This window comes from Candidatus Paraluminiphilus aquimaris, assembly GCF_026230195.1.
GTDB lineage: Bacteria > Pseudomonadota > Gammaproteobacteria > Pseudomonadales > Halieaceae > Luminiphilus > Luminiphilus aquimaris.
This window is the reverse complement of record NZ_CP036501.1, coordinates 2179922-2199174: the sequence shown is the minus strand read 5'-3', so window position 1 is coordinate 2199174 and position 19253 is coordinate 2179922. Positions and strand designations below refer to the sequence as shown.

11 protein-coding genes are annotated in these 19253 nt (G+C 52.4%); 6 read left to right on the top strand and 5 right to left on the bottom strand.

Features of this window, described 5'->3' with window-relative positions:
• Positions 1-6: 6 nt before the first annotated feature.
• The 6 genes from E0F26_RS10100 to E0F26_RS10075 all read left to right on the top strand — a co-directional run bounded on the left by E0F26_RS10100 (position 7) and on the right by E0F26_RS10075 (position 11025).
• Positions 7-156, top strand: a complete 150-nt coding sequence (locus E0F26_RS10100) for a hypothetical protein (RefSeq protein WP_279241535.1) — start codon at positions 7-9, stop codon at positions 154-156.
• Positions 157-266: 110 nt separating this feature from the next.
• Positions 267-1562 carry a 3-hydroxyacyl-CoA dehydrogenase gene (locus E0F26_RS10095; protein WP_279241534.1) on the top strand — a complete coding sequence of 432 codons (1296 nt, stop codon included), beginning with the start codon at positions 267-269 and terminating at the stop codon, positions 1560-1562.
• Positions 1563-1592: 30 nt separating this feature from the next.
• On the top strand, positions 1593-2747 hold the full coding sequence (locus tag E0F26_RS10090) for a sensor histidine kinase (protein WP_279241533.1): 1155 nt from the start codon (positions 1593-1595) through the stop codon (positions 2745-2747).
• Entirely contained in the window at positions 2744-3529 is a 786-nt protein-coding gene (locus E0F26_RS10085) for a LytR/AlgR family response regulator transcription factor (protein WP_279241532.1), read from the top strand. Before E0F26_RS10090 ends, E0F26_RS10085 begins: the two co-directional genes overlap by 4 nt.
• Positions 3530-3661: 132 nt before the next feature.
• Positions 3662-7294 (top strand): glycoside hydrolase family 16 protein, encoded by a 3633-nt coding sequence (locus E0F26_RS10080; RefSeq protein WP_279241531.1) that lies wholly within the window; start codon positions 3662-3664, stop codon positions 7292-7294.
• Positions 7295-7776: 482 nt separating this feature from the next.
• Positions 7777-11025, top strand: a complete 3249-nt coding sequence (locus tag E0F26_RS10075; protein ID WP_279241530.1) for a putative Ig domain-containing protein — start codon at positions 7777-7779, stop codon at positions 11023-11025.
• Here the strand turns inward: E0F26_RS10075 and E0F26_RS10070 are convergent.
• The 5 genes from E0F26_RS10070 to E0F26_RS10050 form a co-directional block, all read right to left on the bottom strand.
• Positions 11022-12512 carry a tryptophan halogenase family protein gene (locus E0F26_RS10070; RefSeq protein WP_279241529.1) on the bottom strand — a complete coding sequence of 497 codons (1491 nt, stop codon included), beginning with the start codon at positions 12510-12512 and terminating at the stop codon, positions 11022-11024. The genes E0F26_RS10075 and E0F26_RS10070 overlap by 4 nt on opposite strands.
• A 7-nt stretch (positions 12513-12519) precedes the next feature.
• The gene (locus tag E0F26_RS10065) at positions 12520-13542 is read right to left on the bottom strand and encodes a cupin-like domain-containing protein (protein WP_279241528.1); all 1023 of its coding nucleotides are present in this window, start codon (positions 13540-13542) and stop codon (positions 12520-12522) included.
• A 4-nt stretch (positions 13543-13546) separates the two neighbouring features.
• On the bottom strand, positions 13547-14263 hold the full coding sequence (locus tag E0F26_RS10060) for a SapC family protein (protein ID WP_279241527.1): 717 nt from the start codon (positions 14261-14263) through the stop codon (positions 13547-13549).
• A gap of 10 nt (positions 14264-14273) precedes the next feature.
• Positions 14274-15842: a tryptophan halogenase family protein gene (locus E0F26_RS10055; RefSeq protein WP_279241526.1), complete on the bottom strand. Its 1569-nt coding sequence runs from the start codon at positions 15840-15842 to the stop codon at positions 14274-14276.
• A 106-nt stretch (positions 15843-15948) separates the two neighbouring features.
• The gene (locus E0F26_RS10050; RefSeq protein WP_279241525.1) at positions 15949-18900 is read right to left on the bottom strand and encodes a TonB-dependent receptor; all 2952 of its coding nucleotides are present in this window, start codon (positions 18898-18900) and stop codon (positions 15949-15951) included.
• Between the last annotated feature and the right edge of the window lie 353 nt (positions 18901-19253).

Below are 19253 nucleotides of genomic sequence, written 5' to 3'. Positions count from 1 at the left end.
CCAACTATGCGTTGCAAAGCGACGTGGCTTAGCGATGGCCATGCCGGTGACCAGATTGAGCGCAGATGGAAAGACAGCACAAACACAGGTCGACAGGCGGTTGTTGAGACACCGGTGCCGCAATTCTCGGTGGATCCCTCGCGCTTCCCAGAATAAGCTACGCCCTAAAACCTGTAACGCTGTGCTTGTGCTGATAAGGCGATACACTAGCGGTTGTCTTCTAAAACGACACCAACATCCAAAAACAACAACGAGAGATACGATACATGACGAACCCAAGCTCCGATGCTCAAGTCGCCGCCTATATCCAACAAGCTGCAAAGGCGGCATGGAATGTGGATGGGATCTCTGACGATCTTCCCCGCCGCTCTATAGAAAGAGTGGGGATCATTGGAGCAGGGACCATGGGTGGAGGCATCTCTATGAATTTCGCTTCTGCGGGTATTCCTGTGACGATTGTTGAGACAAAACAGGAAGCACTCGAGCGTGGACTGGGCGTCATACAAAAAAATTACCAGCGCAGCGCCGATCGAGGACGCTTCCCTCAAGAGGAAGTGGGAATTTGTATGAGTCGTTACACGCCGTCGTTGGACTTGTCTGCGCTTGCAAGCTGTGACCTTATTATCGAAGCGGTATTCGAGGACATGGACATTAAAAAGTCCGTCTTTAGCCAGCTTGATAAGATTGCGAAGCCAGGCGCTATCTTGGCGACCAACACTTCTGCTTTGAATATTGATGAGATTGCCTCAGTGACCTCTCGGCCCGAGGACGTTATTGGATTGCACTTTTTCTCGCCTGCCAATGTGATGCGTCTGCTCGAAATCGTTCGCGCAGAGAAAACCGCTGACGATGTCGTCGCTACCTCGGTCGATCTTGCCCGAACGATAGGAAAGGTGGCTGCGCTTGTGGGCGTATGCCCGGGTTTTGTTGGAAATCGAATCCTATTTGCACGTCAGTATCAGGCGAACGCACTTGTCTATAAAGGCATCATGCCCTGGGACATCGATGCTGCTTTCAATGAGTTTGGTTTCAAAATGGGCCCCTTCCAAATGTCTGACCTCGCGGGGCTCGATATTGGCTGGAAAAAAGGCGCGAAAACAGCGAACCCAATCCGTGATGCGCTGTGTGAACTCGATCGACGAGGCCAAAAAACCGGTGCTGGCTACTACGACTATGACGAGAGCAGGAAAAACATCCCATCCGATGTGACGGCTGGCATCATTCGTGACATTACGGGCGCTGCGGATGCTTCGATGTCAAACGCTGCGATAATTGATCAGTGCGTCGTGCCTATGATCAACGAGGCGCTGGCGATTCTCGAGGAAAATAAAGCGCAGCGGCCCTCTGATATCGACGTTGTGTGGCTAAATGGCTATGGGTGGCCACTGGGTAAAGGTGGTCTGATGTACTACGCCGATACGTTGGGTGCTGAAAAAGTCCTAGAAGTTATGACTGCATTGGCTGCCGGTGACGATAGCATCAGAGTCTCTCCGATTCTGACTCAGTTGGTTGCAAGCGGCGGTAAGTTTGTCGATATCGACACCGGCGGCTTGAAGGTCTAACCGGGCAGTGATTTGGTAGGTTGATACGGTTTGAATCAGACGTCGGCTAGTACAGGGCTTGTACCTCGGTTATTTTCGCAGACGGTCACCGACTCTGACCGGCTATTTTGGCTGTTGAATAGTGGCGGCTGGATCAGTTTGTCGGTCGTCACCTATGTGAGTCTGTCTCTCCCCTATGATCAGCTTCAGTTCGCATACATTGCGCATAATATCCTTCAGTCTGTCCTTGGGTTTTTGTTGAGCATTCCACTGAGACAAGCCTTTAAAGCTACGTGGAATTGGAGTGCTACGACTCGCGTTATCATCGCCATTTTGTTAATTCTTGTTCTTGCGACGGTTTGGGCGGCGTTGCGCCTTGAGCTTCTCATTGTGATCGCCGGTGAGACCGATCTTTGGGATGATTTCGGAGGGTTTTTATTCCCTTCTCTGTTCGTGTTTCTGGCCTGGGTTGCGCTTTATCACCTCGTGAAATATGCGCAGCTCTTGCAGAGCGAAAGAGAGTCATTACTGGTACTAGAAGCCGGCAGACGTAAGGAAGCCTTCAAGCTGGTATCAGCTGAGTCGGCAGCGCGCGAGGCTCAGCTGAAGCTTCTTCGGTATCAATTGAACCCCCATTTTCTGTTCAATACGCTCAATTCCATTGCATCGCTTGTCAGTGCCCATAGAAGTGATGATGCCCAGAGTATGATTGCTGAACTTTCAACATTTTTGAGGTTCTCGCTGGAGACAGATCGCAACATTACGGTGCCTTTGCGAGACGAAATTGAGGCGCTTGACCTTTACTTGCGCATCGAGCAGGTGAGGTTTTCTGATCGGTTAGTCGTGGAACAGGAGATAGACCCACGCGCACTGCGGGAGCAGGTCCCCAGTTTGCTCCTGCAGCCACTGGTTGAAAATGCAATTAAGCATGCGATAGGTAGAGCTGAGGATGGCGGTCGAATCTTGATTACAGTGAAACTGAGCGACCAGGAACTTGTTGTCACTGTTGAGGATAGCGGTTCCGGTGGTGAGGAGAAGCAGCCACAACTTGATCAGCTCTTTGACGCACCTGGTTTTGGATTGAGGAGTACTGCCGAGCGCCTGGAAAACCTATACGGGGATTCCTTCAGTTTTAACGCAGGCACATCGCGCCTCGGAGGTCTGAAACTTGCGTTACACTTGCCTACCAGAGGGCGACGAAGATGACAGAAAAATTGAGAGTGCTCATCGTTGACGATGAACCCCTGGCACTGGACTACATGGAGCGGCTGTTGGGTGCGGTGGACGATATTGTGATTATCGCCCGATGCCGCAGCGGCAGAGAGGCCTTAGCCGAACTACAAAGACAAAGTGTTGATCTTATGTTTCTCGACATCCAAATGCCGGGTCTCAATGGACTGGATGTGGTGAAGCGTTGCCAGAGTGATGTTATGCCGGCAGTGGTTTTTGCCACTGCGTACGACGAATACGCAGTCCGCGCATTCGAGGCGAACGCGGTCGATTACTTGCTAAAACCTTTCGAGTCGGAGCGCGTTATAGAAGCGGTGGCTCGCGCAAAGGATCGTCTCTTATCCGTCGCATTACAGAGTGGAAAAGAGGCGGCGGTCGCTGCAATTGCAGGGCTTGAAGGAGGTTCGGAGCTGCTTGCTGGCGATGTTCAGGAGCGTCCTGCGAGACTTCCTATTAAGGATGGGCCGCATACCCATCTCGTCGAATTGGAGACTATTGACTGGATTGACGCTGCGGGTGACTACATGTGTGTGCACGCGGGCAATCAAACCTACATCCTGCGCTCGACTATGAAAGAGTTGGAGAAAAAGCTGTCCTCGCAGTTTGTCAGGATTCATCGCTCAACGATTGTAAACCTACATAAGGTGCGATCTGTGGATGCCATTCCGAAGGGTGAGTGCCTGCTGCACCTCGATGATGAGGTCAGTTTAAAGGTCAGTCGTAACTACCGCTCCGCCGTTCAAGACCTCATGGGATAAGGCAAAACAACGCCTTTCCCACTTGTCTCGCCCCAAGTCCCTATCGTCGCGTTTGTATTAAGCGACCCGCATCTATATGGGATAAAGCACACTGCTAAAACTAACTAAATATTCAATGAATTGGGGTTACTCATGTTTGATCGTTTGCATCGTCATGGCCGTCTGATAGGGATTGGCTTAGCGGCAGCACTACTGAACGCTTGTGGTGGGGGAGGTGCTTCGTCGCCTGAGACCGAGCCGTTCTATATAGAAGAGCAGGAAGAGTGGAGTCTTGTGTGGGCCGACGAATTCAACGGAAGCAGCGTTGATTCGAGCAATTGGACATTTCAGACTGGGGACGGAAGTGACAATGGTCTGCCAGGCTGGGGTAACTACGAGCTTCAGTATTACCAAGCCGACAACGCGTCTATCCAAGAGGTGGACGGGGAGTCCTCTCTGGTCATTGAAGCGCGACAGGAAAGTGTCGGCAACAGCGCCTACACGTCGTCTCGCATGCGTTCGATTAACAAGTTCGACTTCCAATACGGTCGCGTAGAAATTAGGTCTAAGGCCGCACCGGGTGATGGTATGTGGTCTGCCATATGGATGTTGCCAACCAGCTCACCCTACGGTGTATGGGCTGCCAGTGGCGAAGTCGATATCATGGAAGTGGTCAACGCAGGCACCGAGAACCAAGGTGTATTCCTCGCGGCGCACTACGGTTTTGAATGGCCATTGAACCAAATCACAACCGCTGGAGCCGACGTGGACGACGCGAGTGATTGGCACACCTACGCGCTTGAGTGGTCCGGCGACTACCTGCGTTGGTTTGTTGATGGAGAGCATTTGCGCACGGTTAGCAAGGACGTGTACTACAGCTACTACTTCAAAGACAGCACGGACGGTTATCAACTCGCAACTGATCCTGCCGCACCCTTTGACCGAGATTTTCACCTCCTCGTGAACCTCGCAGTAGGTGGTGTTGGACCCGGCGTTGAACTAGACCCTGCGGCCGTCCCCGGTGAGATGGTGGTCGACTACATTCGCGTTTATGAGTGTAACTACGCGACGGGTAACGGTACGGGCTGTAACACATACGCTGATCGTTCTTTAGAGTCCCCTGATGCGCAAAGCCCCGAGGTTGTTACCACTGATATCTACACTGATTCAGTTGGGCCCCTTACTTGGGAATTCCTTACAGGTGACGTGACGCGCGATCTCCAGGCTATGGTCGGGTATGACAACGACGGCGCCATCGGCATAACTGTGTCAGAGGTTGCCGTAGAAGGTCGAGGCAACGTTCTGGATGTTATGAGTGACGGTGGCGGTAACGTCGTCATTAATGCCGCTGATGGCAAAATCATTGATGTCTATGGCCACCGCGGTGGTGGTGAGCTCAAGTTCGACATGTACATTGACAGCTCAATGACGGCTCCCGGCAGCTCTATTGCTATCAAAATGGACAGCGGCTACCCGGCGCTGGGCTTCGTGTCGCTCAATGTTGCCGACATGCCGACAAACGAGTGGTTCTCCTACAGTGTCTCGATTAATCAATTACTCGCGAACCGCGGAGACCGCACTTTGGCGCTAGGCGCGGTACAAAACCTTGTTGTGATTGAGCCGAGCGCTGCAGCGCACGTTCAACTGGACAACATTCGTCTTGTCTGTGGTACTCCAGGTGGCGATTGTGGTGTTTCCGCACCGGCACGTGCCACTGATGATCTAGTGATTACGGTCATTGATGAGAACGGTCAGGCGGGTTCAGCTTGGTCACCCGGTATTTGCGCAGTCTCTGCTGAAAATGCGTTCGCTGATGATTACTGCGATGGTAATACTTCGAATCAGGTCACTTGGTCAGTTGTTCCGACGGGTGATGATTCGATTGGCGTTAATGCTGTGCAGGTTGACTTCGGTGCAGGCGTCGGTGGTGCTTGGTTTGTGAAGGATGACCAGGGTCTCGATTTGAGCGACTCTAACGGCGGCACACTCAAGTTCGACATTAACCTTACGGCTGCGACTGCGGCGGATGGAGTCATCTACAAGGTTGAGAACGAGTATCCGCAGGGCACGGGTCCTATTGAACTCGACCTTGCCGGCTATGTTGCAGGTACTTGGAAGAGCTTCGAGATACCGATTGCAGATTTACTGCTTTCTACGAATGCGGAGTTAAACAACCCTCCAGGTGGGCGGCTTAACCTCGCAGCGGTCAAGGCATTCCTCGTCCTCTCACCCAACGGTGAGCAGGGTGGGAAGTCTCTGAAAGTGGCGAATGTTCGCTTAGAGCGTCTTGCAGGTGAGGAAGTAGAGGACACCGGCATTCTTGGGACGTGGATGTTAGCGCCTGAGGCGGGTTCACTTGGTGTGGGTCCTGCGGAATTTGACGTGACATGGTGGAACGGTGACGACGGCGTTATTGCGCTCCGTGCTTGCTACTACGATGACGAATACGTCTTTGGCCGCGACGGATCATTCCGAAACGTCCTCGGCGATGAGACGTGGCTAGAGGCATGGCAGGGTGTCGAGGCTGACACTTGCGGCGCGCCTATTGCACCGCATGACGGGTCTATCGACGCCACCTTTGAGTACGATGAAGCGGCTCAAACACTCACTATTAACGGTCAGGGTTCCTACATGGGTCTCGCTAAGGCTGTGAATGGTGCAGAGCTCGCGTCAATTGGTGATACGCCCGGAAGCATTGTCTACAACGCTTACGAAGAAGACGACGGTTCGCTTCTCGTCACGGTTGAAGCCGGTGCAGGTGTCTGGTGGAACTACAAGTTCATCAAGACGGCTGAACCACCCGCGCCATCTGCCTTTGAGGGCACTTGGATGATGGCTCCAGAAGCCGGCTCCTTGGGTGTGGGACCTGCCGAGTTTGATGTCACTTGGTGGATGGCTGATGAGGGCGTTCTTGCTGCGCGTGCTTGCTACTTCGATGATGAATACGTCTTTAATTCAGACGGTAGTTTCCAAGTCGAGTATCAGGATGAGACGTGGCTAGAGCCATGGCAGTCTGGTGGTGCTGAGGAATGTGGGGCACCTGTAGCTCCACACGACGGCTCGATTCCCGGTACATGGAGCCATGATCAAGAAGCGGGTACGCTGACTATTGGTGGTCAAGGGTCTTACATTGGGTTACCAAAGGCGATCAATGGTGCGGAGATCAGCTCAGCAGCTGACGTACCAGGAAGCATCACTTACAACGTCTACGAGCAAGAGGATGGCTCCTATGCTGTCACGGTTGAGGCTGGAGACGGTGTGTGGTGGAACTACAAAATCGTTAAGACGGCAGGTCCTGCTGAGCCATCACCGATTGCCGGTACTTGGTACATGGCGCAATCCGATGGATCGTTGGGTGTGGGTCCGGCTGAGTTTGACGTAACGTGGTGGAGTAACGACGCGGGTGTCACAGCCCTTCGCGCCTGCTACTTCGATGATGCCTACGTCTTTGGCGCAGATGGTTCATTCAGTAACGTTCAAGATGGCGATACATGGCTTGAGCCCTGGCAGTCAGGTGGTGCGGAAGAGTGTGGTGCTCCTGTCGCTCCGCATGATGGCTCGGCTCCGGCATCGTTTGTATTCGATGCTGAAATGAATACGCTATCTCTCTCTGGTGCAGGGGCCTACATCGGCATTCCTAAAGCGATTAACGGTGCGGAAATCGATTCGGCCGCCGCGGTACCAGCGGGCATTGACTACAACGCTTACTTAAACGAAGACGGCACGATGTCGGTCACTGTTGAAGCAGGTGATGGCGTTTGGTGGAATTACCTGCTGACGCGTTAAGGTCACTACGAGCAAATTAAAGCCGGGCTATGCCCGGCTTTTTTTTTGCTCGTGGGTTGGACGATCTCAATATGGGGGCTGGGCTTAAGCGCAGACGTAAAGAGGGCTCAGGAATAAGGGATTTCAACCACACGTCTCTTACCCAATATCAGCGAACGTGAGACTAGAAACTTCGGGATGAACAGACGTGGGCTCGGGTTGAGGTAATCCGAGCTAAAACCATTGGTCAGTGAGCGAAGATAGGTATCGAAAAAGCAATCCTCAACGACGTTTGGGTTCGGGGGATGTCACATTGATGTCTAATTAACGCTTAGAAAGGCGTTTTTACTAAGATAACTAGCGAAATTGCCGCAAACTTACGTATGGCAGGAGTGTACGTAAGTGACAAGCATTCGCGGCGCAGTAAGACTGATCTGTGGGTCCACATTCCTTCTGAATTTCTCGGGAATCGTTTTGTGGTGTCGTTACATAGATGTGTCCAGATGGTTAAGGGACTACCAAGCGCTTTTAATAAACGCTTACTTTCGATACTTACAGTCTCGATACTCAGTGTAAGTGGCGCTTTAGCCGCTGATGATCTCTTCGTTAGCGGACGGACCAGCGAGTCCCCCATTTTGACCTCCCAGATACCCATCTACCTGCCGTGGCAGCAAGAAATAAGCCTTGGTTCGGTTACCGTGACGCAATTACCCGACAATGGGCAGTTGCTCGATAGCTCGGGAGTTGCGCTGTCTTTGGGAAGTGTGGTCCCTGACCAAAATATTACCTACATCCCTGACGTTTTATTTCTAGGTGACGATCTTTTGAGTCTCGAGGTCGGAGGGATTAGTGAGAACGTTAATATTTATGTGTTCGGGGAATACCGAGATCCAGCTACAGTTTTAGATGCAACCGTCCCTGGAGCTTCAGCGAACGCCCAATTCGGTAGCTCAGTGGCCCTGTCTGCGGATGGAAAGACACTTGTTGTAGGTGCACCAAGAGACAGCACTGAGGGATCAGACCGAGGATCTATCAAAGCCTACAAATGGATCAATAGAGAGTGGCGGGCTTATGGTGAGCCACTGTTTGGGACCGGATTGTTTGAGCGCCTTGGTTCCTCCTTGGATATGGATGCCACGGGTTCAACGGTCATTGTAGGCTCCCCAAAGGCGTCCAACGCTAGTGGCAGGGTTGGGTCTGCGTCAGTGTATACATTAAGCGACGCGGGGTGGGAGCCAATTATTGAGTCGATTAGTGGGTCCAACGTTGGGGACGAATTCGGTGCCAGCACAACCATATCGCGGGATGGTCAGACCATTGCTATTGGCGCACCGTACAACGATGACGCTGGGACCAGTGCGGGCGCAGTTCATTCCTACCGGATTGATAATGGGACGCTTGTGCCCTTTCCTGTCCTCTATGGTGATGAGCCGGGAGACTATGCCGGCTGGAGTGTAGCGCTCTCGTCAGATGGTTCGACGCTAGCATTTGGCGCCATTGGCGATGACGGAACAAATACACTCGCTGGTCAAGTTAAAGTATTTCAACTCTCAGACGATCAATGGATACAGAAAGGATCCGACCTAAATGGTGAGTCATTACTCGACCGGTCGGGCCGATCCATAGCGTTATCTTCGAACGGTAATGTGGTCGCAATTGGCGCGCGGTCCAATAGCGGTAGTGGAGAGAGTGCCGGTCACGTGCGTGTATACGAATATGATGGATTTGTATGGCGTCAGCTGGGAAATGATTTAGATGGGAGGTCCGCAGGCGATAACTTTGGTTCTTCCCTTTCCCTGTCAGGCGATGGGTATCGGATTGCCGTTGGCTCGCAGCTTAGTGACGGCAATGGCGACCGTTCCGGAGAGACGTCAGTTTTTCACTTTGACAACGGGCAGTGGATAGCAACCAGCGAACCCATTTTGGGTGACGCGGGCGACTACTTGGGCTGGTCAGTTGCGCTGTCTGAGGACGCACGGGTACTTGTGTCGGGGTCACCTAACAGCGATATCACGGGTCTAAACTCAGGTGAGATAACGGGCTTTAATGTTATTAAGGATGTATACGTGCCCAATATCGCGCCTAACACGGTGGCGGTTGTGGCTACGCCCTACAGCTACACCTTTGAACTTGAATCCGACTATTATGCGCTTAGCTATTCAGCCACGAATTTACCCCAATGGTCTGATTTTGACCCCTCTGAGCGGCTACTTTTCGGTACGCCCGGAGCTGAAAATGTGGGGGTTCATGAGGATGTGAGCTTATGGGTAGACGATGGGCATGGACTCTCTGTCGTCGCGCAATTTGACCTCACAGTGCTTGCCGATTTTGATCTCGACGGCTTGCCCAATGAATGCTCGCTGGCTTGTCTGGATGCGGGTTTTTCTCAAGATAGCGATGATGATGCTGACGGTGTGCTCGACATTGATGATGCCTTCCCGCTTGACGCATCTGAGTCTGTCGATAGCGACAACGATGGTGTTGGAGACAATGCGGATGTCTTCCCATTGGATTCAACTGAGGCGTTTGATTCGGATGGTGATGGCGTTGGCGATAACACAGATCTGTTTCCTCTTGATCCTAGTGAGTCAGCTGACTCAGACGGCGATGGGGTTGGCGATAATGCAGATTTGTACCCGAGCAACCCTAATGAGTCGGCTGACTCTGACGGCGATGGGGTAGGAGACAATGCGGATGCCTTTCCAAATGACGGTTCTGAAACGACAGACACTGATGGTGACGGCGTTGGTGATAATAGCGATCTATACCCGCTAGATCCCAATGAGTCTGCAGACTCTGACGGTGACGGCGTTGGTGACAATGCTGATGAATTTCCTCAAGACTCAGAGGAGACCACAGATACTGATGGTGATGGGGTAGGGGACAACAGTGACTTGTACCCACTTGATCCAAACGAATCGGCAGATTCTGATGGTGACGGTGTGGGAGACAACGCTGATGCGTTTCCTCAGGATCCAGACGAAACGATAGACTCCGATAGTGATGGCGTTGGCGATAACTCGGATGAATTTCCAGACGACGCAAACGAGTCCGCAGACACCGATAACGACGGCGTGGGCGACAATGCTGATGCCTTTCCCGACGACCCCACTGAGACCGTTGATTCTGACGGCGACGGTATCGGTGACAATACGGACGAATTTCCTGACGATCCCTCGGAAACCAGCGACAGCGATGGAGACGGTGTCGGTGATAACGATGATGCCTTTCCTCTGAACCCCGCTGAATCAGCAGACAGTGACGGTGATGGAACAGGGGACAATGCAGATGCGTTTCCGCTTGATCCAACGGAAGACGTCGATACCGACGGTGATGGTGTTGGTGACAACACAGATGCTTTTCCAACCGATGAAACAGAGAGCCTAGATACGGATCAGGATGGTGTGGGTGATAATTCGGACCAATTTCCGGATGACCCTACAGAAACCGCCGATAGTGATGGTGACGGCGTCGGTGATCAAGCTGATCAATTTCCTCTGGATGACAGTGAGTCGATCGACTCTGATGGAGATGGACTGGGAAATAACCAAGATTTGGACGATGACAATGACGGATTCGCTGACCTCGATGAGGTGGAGGCAGGATCCAATCCTCTTGATCCAAGGGATGAGCCTATTCGCCCCCTCAGTCAAGTGTTGATCTGGGCGGCTTTAGAGTCGATTAAGCCTTATCAGCCTGAGCCACCAGACGACCTTATTCCCTTTCAGAAAGAGATTCAGCCTCGACCCTAAACACGGGCGTGCTGGACAAGGGTCTTAACAAACGCGCCGTGTTCAGGAAGTTTGGCAACGGTTTGGGCGACCTCGTGCTGTATGCCTTTTAAAAACGCCGTCATTTGGGATTCAGACATTGCTTGAGCGATGTTGTGATAGCCCTGCGGCTCCATACCTTGGCCCATCATTACCTGAACCCACGAATTCTCTGCAAAGACATCGTCCTGGGGTTTGAATACCCGCGCGGAGCGCTCGAAGAGTTCCATACGATGCTTGAGTGAATCGGGCAGATCCATATTTCTGCAATAATCCCAGAAGGGATCACCATGGCGCTGATTCAGAGTGTAATGAAGGACAATAAAGTCCCGAATATGCTCTGCCTCCGAGCGCATCGTTCGATTGTACTCGTTCACTGTGCTTGGCTCGATGCAGGCATCTGGGAACATCAGTAGTAGCCACATGATGCCGTTTTGAATGAAGTGAATGCTCGTCGACTCTAAAGGCTCAATAAAGCCACTCGACAGACCAATGGCGATACAGTTCTTGTTCCAATACTGCTTGCGCTGTCCCGTTACAAACTTGATAGGACGCGGCTCGGTGAGAGGCTTATCAGGCACATTCGAGAGTAGAAGTTCTCTCGCGGTGTCGTCGTCCATGAATTCATTGCTGTAGACAAGCCCATTGCCTGCTCGATGTTGCAGCGGGATCCGCCACTGCCAGCCGACTTTATGAGCGATAGCCCGTGTGTAAGGCTTGGGGTGTTCCTTTAACTCGCTTTGCACCGCCCAAGCGCGATTTGCGGGGAGCCAGTGACTCCAGTCATCAAAACCAGTAGCGAGGGCACCTTCGCTTAAGAGCGCTCTGAAACCTGTGCAGTCGATAAATAGATCGCCCTCAATGCGCTGACCATCTTCGAGGTGAAGTGCTTCGATGAAACCATCTTCAGACGACGTCTCAACACGCTTAATCTTGCCCTCTATACGTGTGGCACCTGACGACTCGGCGAGCCTCCTGAGATACATACCGTATTTCGTCGCATCAAGGTGATAGGCGTAGTTCAACTTATTCTGGCTGGTGATTGCAAATCGCTCCGCCTCTGCCGCCTTAAGCTCGGTGCAGTACTCGCCATACTCTTCCGCAAGGCCCATTTCTTTTGCACGTAGCCAAAAATGATGGAAGCCAGCAGCCCAGCTGCCCTTACCGGTGTCACCAAAGGAGTGTATGTAATCCTCGCCTTGCTTGCGCCAGTTCTCAAAGCGAATTCCTAGCTTGAATGTGCCACTGGTTAATTTAATGAAGTCGGGCTCGGGTATTTGAAGGAGACGGTTAATTGTAAGTATGGTGGGGATCGTCGCTTCGCCAACCCCCACGGTGCCAATTTCTTCCGATTCGACGAGCGTGACGTTAATCTTCCGGCCCACTAAACGTGATAGCGCGGCGGCCGCCATCCAGCCCGCGGTTCCACCGCCTGCGATAACAACATTGTTTACTGTGCGCTGCTTCATGGTTTGGCTACCGTTTTAACGAATTAGTGAGTTCAGCACGTAGCTGTCGGGCGAGTGTGTCAGAGATACCGCCCAACCGGCCCCAGCTTGCTTCTGGCAGGTGTTCGAGATGTTCTGTGGTCTCTGCGAAGACGTAGTGATCAAACATCGTCTTAAGGGCCTTACGCTGATGTAAGGGTAGTGAGCGTATGCTCAGAAATGCATGCTTGAGGGCTTCAGTTGGTGACCCATAAACACCCGGTGTCTCTTGCCACCAGAAGTTGACCAGTCCATTGATAGGACTAAGAGACTCTACTTGGTGCCACCACATATTTGGCAGATAAATGACATCGCCAGGTTCTAGAGTTGTCGTTTGAGCGTGTTCTTCGGCTTCCTTAAATTTAGGAAACTGTGCGTAATCAATGCTGTGAAAATCTACCATGCTGATGGGCTGTCCCGCGGGCGTTAGGTCCCATGGTCCAACATAAAGATTCTCTACTTGCTCCGGAGGGAACACTGTAAATCGTCGCTCACCCAGTACACAGCACGCAATATTACGTGGAAAATCGAAGTGCGCTGCAACCCGTGATTCGTTCCCAATCCATAGGCTGGTCATCGGTTCCGGTAAATTGCAGGGCAGTGGATGAGCCTCGTTAAAGCCCGGTAGCCAAGCACTCGTTTGAGTGCTTCCAACATAGAGGGCGGGGTTTTTCTCATTGCTCGTCGAAAACGCCAACAGCTTTTCAAAGACCTGCGTTAATTGCGTATTAACCTGTATAAAGTTAAAGCCGGTGAGGTCGTCGTTGTAAAAGAAACGGCCTTCGAATTCAGGCTCTGCTAAAAAAGCATTAACCGGCCGACCTTGGTAAAAGCCGGCAATGTAGGCAAGCGCATCGTCCGCTCCACGTGCTGCGGCTTTGACCAGCGGCCAGTCAGCGACATAGCCACGGGCCACCCATGGCGTATCCGAAAGCAAGAGTGCTTCAGACGGCGGGGTGCCTGGTGATAGCTGGACTTCCGTTATAGCAGTTGCGTGCTTAAGCACAGGCATTAACCTAAGTTGTAACCTTGGCGTTTTTTAATTCTATCAAACGCTTTAGTTGAGATTGGGACGCCACCATCATGTAGGCGGGAAGCAGATATCCTCGGCGGTGGAGGTCAGTGGTCGCCTCTTCGTTGAGCGTTTGCAGCGTCTCATCGTCGATGGCGTAGAACCCTTCTAGTGCATGCTCCTGCCCGTTGTTGAGCGTGATTTTAAGCGTTATGGCTGTAATGAGGTTGTGCTGATTAAGGGCGTCTACAAAGGACGGTGTTAGGGTGTGCCCTTGATGTATACCTTCAAGCATTGCGGCGAGCCGGTCCAGGTAAGCCGTATTGCCCCCAAACTCCAAGAAAAGTGGCTCGCCCTCGATATCGGATACATTGGGGTGCTCCATGTCGATCGCGATCACACGCGATGTCTCGCCTGTCGCGGTCTGCCCCTCTGTCGCAATCATCAAGGGGCCACGTTGAATCAGCATAGGGATATATTGGCTTGTCCAACGATTCTCATGGATAAACAGGTTCTCACCCTGCTCAAACCCAAAAAGTGCGACGGGTGAAAAACTTCCATCGTTGGGTGACTTATAAAACATGAGCGGAAAATTGCTTTGTAGTGCCCGCATTTCCGTGGTGTAAATTGGCGAGAACATGACGTGATCGGCGTCGCAGGCTGACTGCTTTATTTTTAGTTGAGCATGCTCAACATTGTTTAACTTTTGTATGTTTCCCAACGTTATCCACCTAAATTCTCGCGAAGTCCTGCTCGCGTATTTGATTCATTAAAAAGCGTGTAGGCGGCAGAAACTGCCCATATTTTTGCGCCTTTTTCTGCGTCTCCGCAAATAGCTGCTTTGCCATTGACCGTTTATCTTCGCTAGAGCGAAGGGCATCAAAGGTCAGTCGCGATTCGAACCCCATACCATACAATACGTACTGGTAGCTGGCTGCAGGGAACATCTCATCACGCCGCAGGTCATCATGATACCAAGGCGCGCGATTAGCCCAAACAATGAGATTTTCTTGCAGTGTATCGGGTATGGAGGCAGGGGCGCGGTTACGGGTCCAATAGGCTGAATCATCTCGCTTTGATAGCACGTAGTGGAGCTTGAGGAAGTCAATAATTTGCGACCAGCGCCCCTCAAATTCTCGATTGAAGCGATCCGCAATCACCGTCATATCGCTCCGATCACGTGGCATCTGATTAGCCAGGGCGGCTGCGCTTAGCTCTACAAGTACCAACGCGGATGCTTCCAGCGGTTCAATGAAGCCCGCCGACAAACCAATGCCAAGGCAATTCTTTACCCAGAACTTTTCGCGGTAACCTGGATCGAAACTCAGCAGTCGGGGATTCAGATCTTCCAGTCCCTTCGATCGACCTGTGTCTTTGAGATACTGATCAAGGACCTGAAGGGTTTCTTCATGAGACTGGAAGTCTTTAGAGAAGACGTGTCCAACACCACGACGGTGCTGAAGTCCTATATCCCAGACCCAACCGTTCTTTTGGGCAGTAGAGTGTGTCGTTGTCGCAATAGGCGTTGTTTCGTCGGGGTAGGGCACTTGTACGGCCACGGCCGCGTTATTGAAGAGTATCGACTCAACAGACACTTGCTCAGTACCATAATGCTGACCAAGGAGTAGACTTTGAAAGCCGGAGCAGTCGATAAATAGGTCTCCACAGATTTCACCTGCTTGCTCAGTCACTACGCCTGTTATGTACCCGTTTTCATCGGTATTAACGCTGACCACGTCCGCATGAAGGTGCTTGACTCCAAGTTTTTCGGTGGCATTTTTTGTGAGCAGCGCTGCAAATTTACCCGCGTCGAGGTGGTATCCGTAATTAACGGTATACGCATAATTAGGAATGCCAATTTGTTTCGGCGCCCTCCCAAGCTCACAGACGGCATACTGTGGGGTCACAGCCTCTGCAAAGGGCACATTGCCCGCCGCTCCCGCGAGCCAGTGCTCAGCAAGATTTACGGTGTCAAACCCTTCTGGCAGTGAGAACGGGTGGTAGTAGGGTGTATCGCCCGTTGTGATCCAATCTTTAAACCATGTGCCCTGCTTAAGCGAGGCATCACATGAGCGAATGAAGTCTGCCTCGGCAATCCCAATATCTTTAAGGGTTGTTCGCATCGACGGCCATGTGCCTTCGCCTACGCCAACGGTGGGCACGTTGGGCGACTCGACAAGTGTTACCTGGAGACCGCGACCTTTCTCAGGGCAAAATCGAGCCGCAATAATATTCGCGGTCAACCAGCCAGCGGTGCCTCCGCCAACAATTACAATGTCTTTGATATCGTGTTGAGCCATGGTGAATTGCGCAATGGATGTCCGGTGAGTGTAAGAGTTTGCGTCATCTACACAAACAAAAAACCGCCCAAAAGGGCGGTTTTCAATAGGATTTTGCGGTACCGATTTAGTAGTTGTAGCGGAAGCCTACGTTGTAGCGCGCACCGATCTGACCAACGCCGTAGGTCTGGTACTGGCTACGACCATGAGAGCGGAATGTCTCGTTGGTAATGTTGATGCCCTCTACGAACACAACCAAACCATCGGTAAGTTCGTACGTGATGTTGGCATCCCACTGCTCATACTCGGTCTGGTAGCCAGGCTTGAGATCACCACCTGTGTAGTAACCGTCACGCCAGTTGTAGGCAACACGAGCCTGAAGTCCATACTTATCGTAGAACAGGATGAAGTTACGTGTGTCGGACAAGCCCGCAAGCGCGAACTGGCTCTCGTTCAGCTGGTTATCGTAGACAGCAGAGCCATCCGCAATGGTCATGTTCGCAATGAAGCCAACGCCCGTGTCCCAGAAGTTGTGTTGCCATGCCAATTCCCAGCCGTCGATCCCTTCTTCACGATCACTGTTGGTGAGCGTATTGACGTTGAAGGGCACAGCATCATCTCGACCGACAACACCCGTAATAACCTGGTTCGCAGCGTCCACACCTGGTTGATCAGCAAAGTTGGCGAAGATGTAATCACGAATCTCTGCGTTTCCAGGGTAGACACCGTTCTGAGCTTGCAGTGCCGCAGCCGCATCGTTATAGAGTGGGCCAAGACCTGGACTTGCCAGCTGATCATTCAGGATGACGTTTTCGAGAATACCTCCGGCGATCCAGTTGCGGACTTTCTTGTCAAAGTATCCTGCAGAGATATAGCTCGCCTCTCCGTAGTAATACTCTAGCGAGAAATCGAGGTTATCCGACTCGTAAGGTAAGAGACCTGGGTTACCGACCGATGCAATCGCTTCGCCTGGAATACCTTGGTCAACCCGCGTGATGGTGGGAAGGTTCAAGGTGCCGACGAGCGACCCGTATCCTGCGCGAGCAATCGTTTGGCTTGCCGATGCGCGTAATACCAAGTTGTCGGTTAACTCCATATCGAAGTCGATAGAAGGGAGTGTGAAGTCATACTCGCCCGCGAGCGCAGACGGTACGCTTCCTTCTGCTCGGATAATTTCGAATTCGTTCGTTGAGCGCCATTCAACGCGGTCGTACGCTTGTGCCGCTGTACTTGAAACCACCTCGGTCTCTTCGTGTCGCACACCAGCGCGAACGTTGAAGGGGCGGTTAAAAATTTCGCCCGCAAAGTTAAGTTGCAAATAAGCAGCGAATGTATCTTCTTCAAAGAAATCTTCGCTGTCAGGCGTTGAACTCGCACAGAAGCCGGTACCGCAGTCACCCAAATTGGAGGCGGTCGCCAGATGCATTGGGTTACTTTCGGGCAAGCTTTGCAGGAACTCAGCACGTGCTGCGAGATCCTCCATATTGGCCATAAAGAAGTTGTTGTTGACTTGATCGCCACCTGATAACTCGCTGAAAACGCCCGCCAAAGAGGCCGGTACAACGAGGTCGGCAACACTGCCAAACGCAGACGTCTGGTTTTGTCCCCATGTATTCCGCTGTACGTTTGAGCCAGCCGTGTAGTTATCCACTTCTGTTTGAGCCACGCCAAAGTCCAGTACCAGCGTGTCTGTCAGCTCAAAGCTACCGTCGAACTGGACCTGCTCGATGCCCATGTCTGCCCAGTTGTTATTGAAAACTGACCCAGAGATTTGTAGGTCGTCAGGCGAAATAGGCTCGGCCATCCCAAGGGTTAACACAGGCAGCTCGTTGGTGTAGTTGACCGAGGTCAATTCGCGTCCAAAGATTGACATTGAAACTTGGCCAGAGCTCCCGAATGCACTGTTGGGGTTTCGTGTTGCTTCGGAGTCGTGGTAGTCGAGTTCCAGACTCAAGCGGTCCGTAGGATCCCACTTGAGGTTTAAGCCAGTCGACTTGCGCTCATTAATCGATGCATCAGAGAACGCACCCATAGAGAAGTCGGGCTGGTTGTTTGTCTCGGTGTAAACCAATGGGCTAACGACGTTGCCCTCGCGAACCCAGTTACCCGATTGACCTGTTGGGCTGAACCAAACCGACATGCTGTTGGCCGTGTGTCGGAGATCAAGTTCCGCGTAGGTGTAGTCGAGGGTTGCCGTTAGTGTCTCGATAGGGCTCCACTGCAACGTGACCTGCGCATTTGTTCGCTCACGGTCCCATTCGTCGAGTGTGTAGGTCTGCTGCTGTGGCAAGCCCACTATGTCGCCCGGTACGGGGCCATTGATCTGTTGACCGTTATCGGGCACGCCAACGCCATCGCGCTCGAGCCAGTTGCCGTTTGATCCAGACGCCTGTCCCGATTGTCGCTCCTGGAAGCTACCGGTTATTGCGATACCAACAGTGTCGTCCATGAATGTGTTAGAGAGCAGGAACGCCACTTCGGGAGTCCACTCATCACCGGTGAAGGAACTTTGATCCTTCACGCCTCGAGCGGCGAGCGATGCAGACAGGCCGGGATTATCCAGCGGCTTCGCTGTCAGCACGTTGATGGTTGCACCAATGCCACCCGTGGGGACACTGGCTTGCGCCGTCTTGTATACCTCGACGCCCGAAACACTCTCCGAGGCAATATCACCGAAGTCGAATGAGCGTCCAAGGCCACTGTGCGTTGGCATCTGGCGGCCGTTTAGCGTGACCAAGTTGAAGTCGGCGCCAAAACCTCGAACCGTGACTCGAGCACCTTCACCGCGGTCCCGGTCAATTGCGACACCAGTGATACGTTGGAGCGCTTCGGCCAAGTTTGTGTCGGGGAAGTCACCGATGTCTTCAGCCGTAATAGCATCTACGACACCAGTCGCATCTCGCTTCGTGTCCATTGCGCGCTTGAGACTTGAACGAATACCCGTGACGACGACTTCTTCCATCATCTGGCCATTGGCGTTCTCGCCGTCCTGTGCCATGACAGGAGATGCGGCCACTGCTCCGAGAGCAAGAGAGACGGCAAGCGAAACGCGTTTTTTTGCAAACAAGTGACGATCCATGTTTGGAGTAACCCCGACTAGTTTATTGGTTTGAATTTTTTCCAGACGCTAACATCCCATGAGCGCTGGCGGTAGGACAGGGAGCTTGAGACAAGTCGGGATATCGGTGCGGTAAATGGGAAGCTCTGAATGCAGTCGCTGCAAGGCGTTCTCGTGGCGAGCTTTTGAGGCGTCCCGGTCTACTCAAAAATCCAGAGGATAAGCGCGACGGACTAGTCGGTGCATTGTTGGACGAGACTGAGTCCGGTTAGACTTTTCTGGTGCCCCAGCCGTCGCAAATTACTCGCGACAGCCCATCCTCCGGCAGTAAATTCGGGGCTCAGTCACATCCGGCGAGACTTCTTACGTAGTGA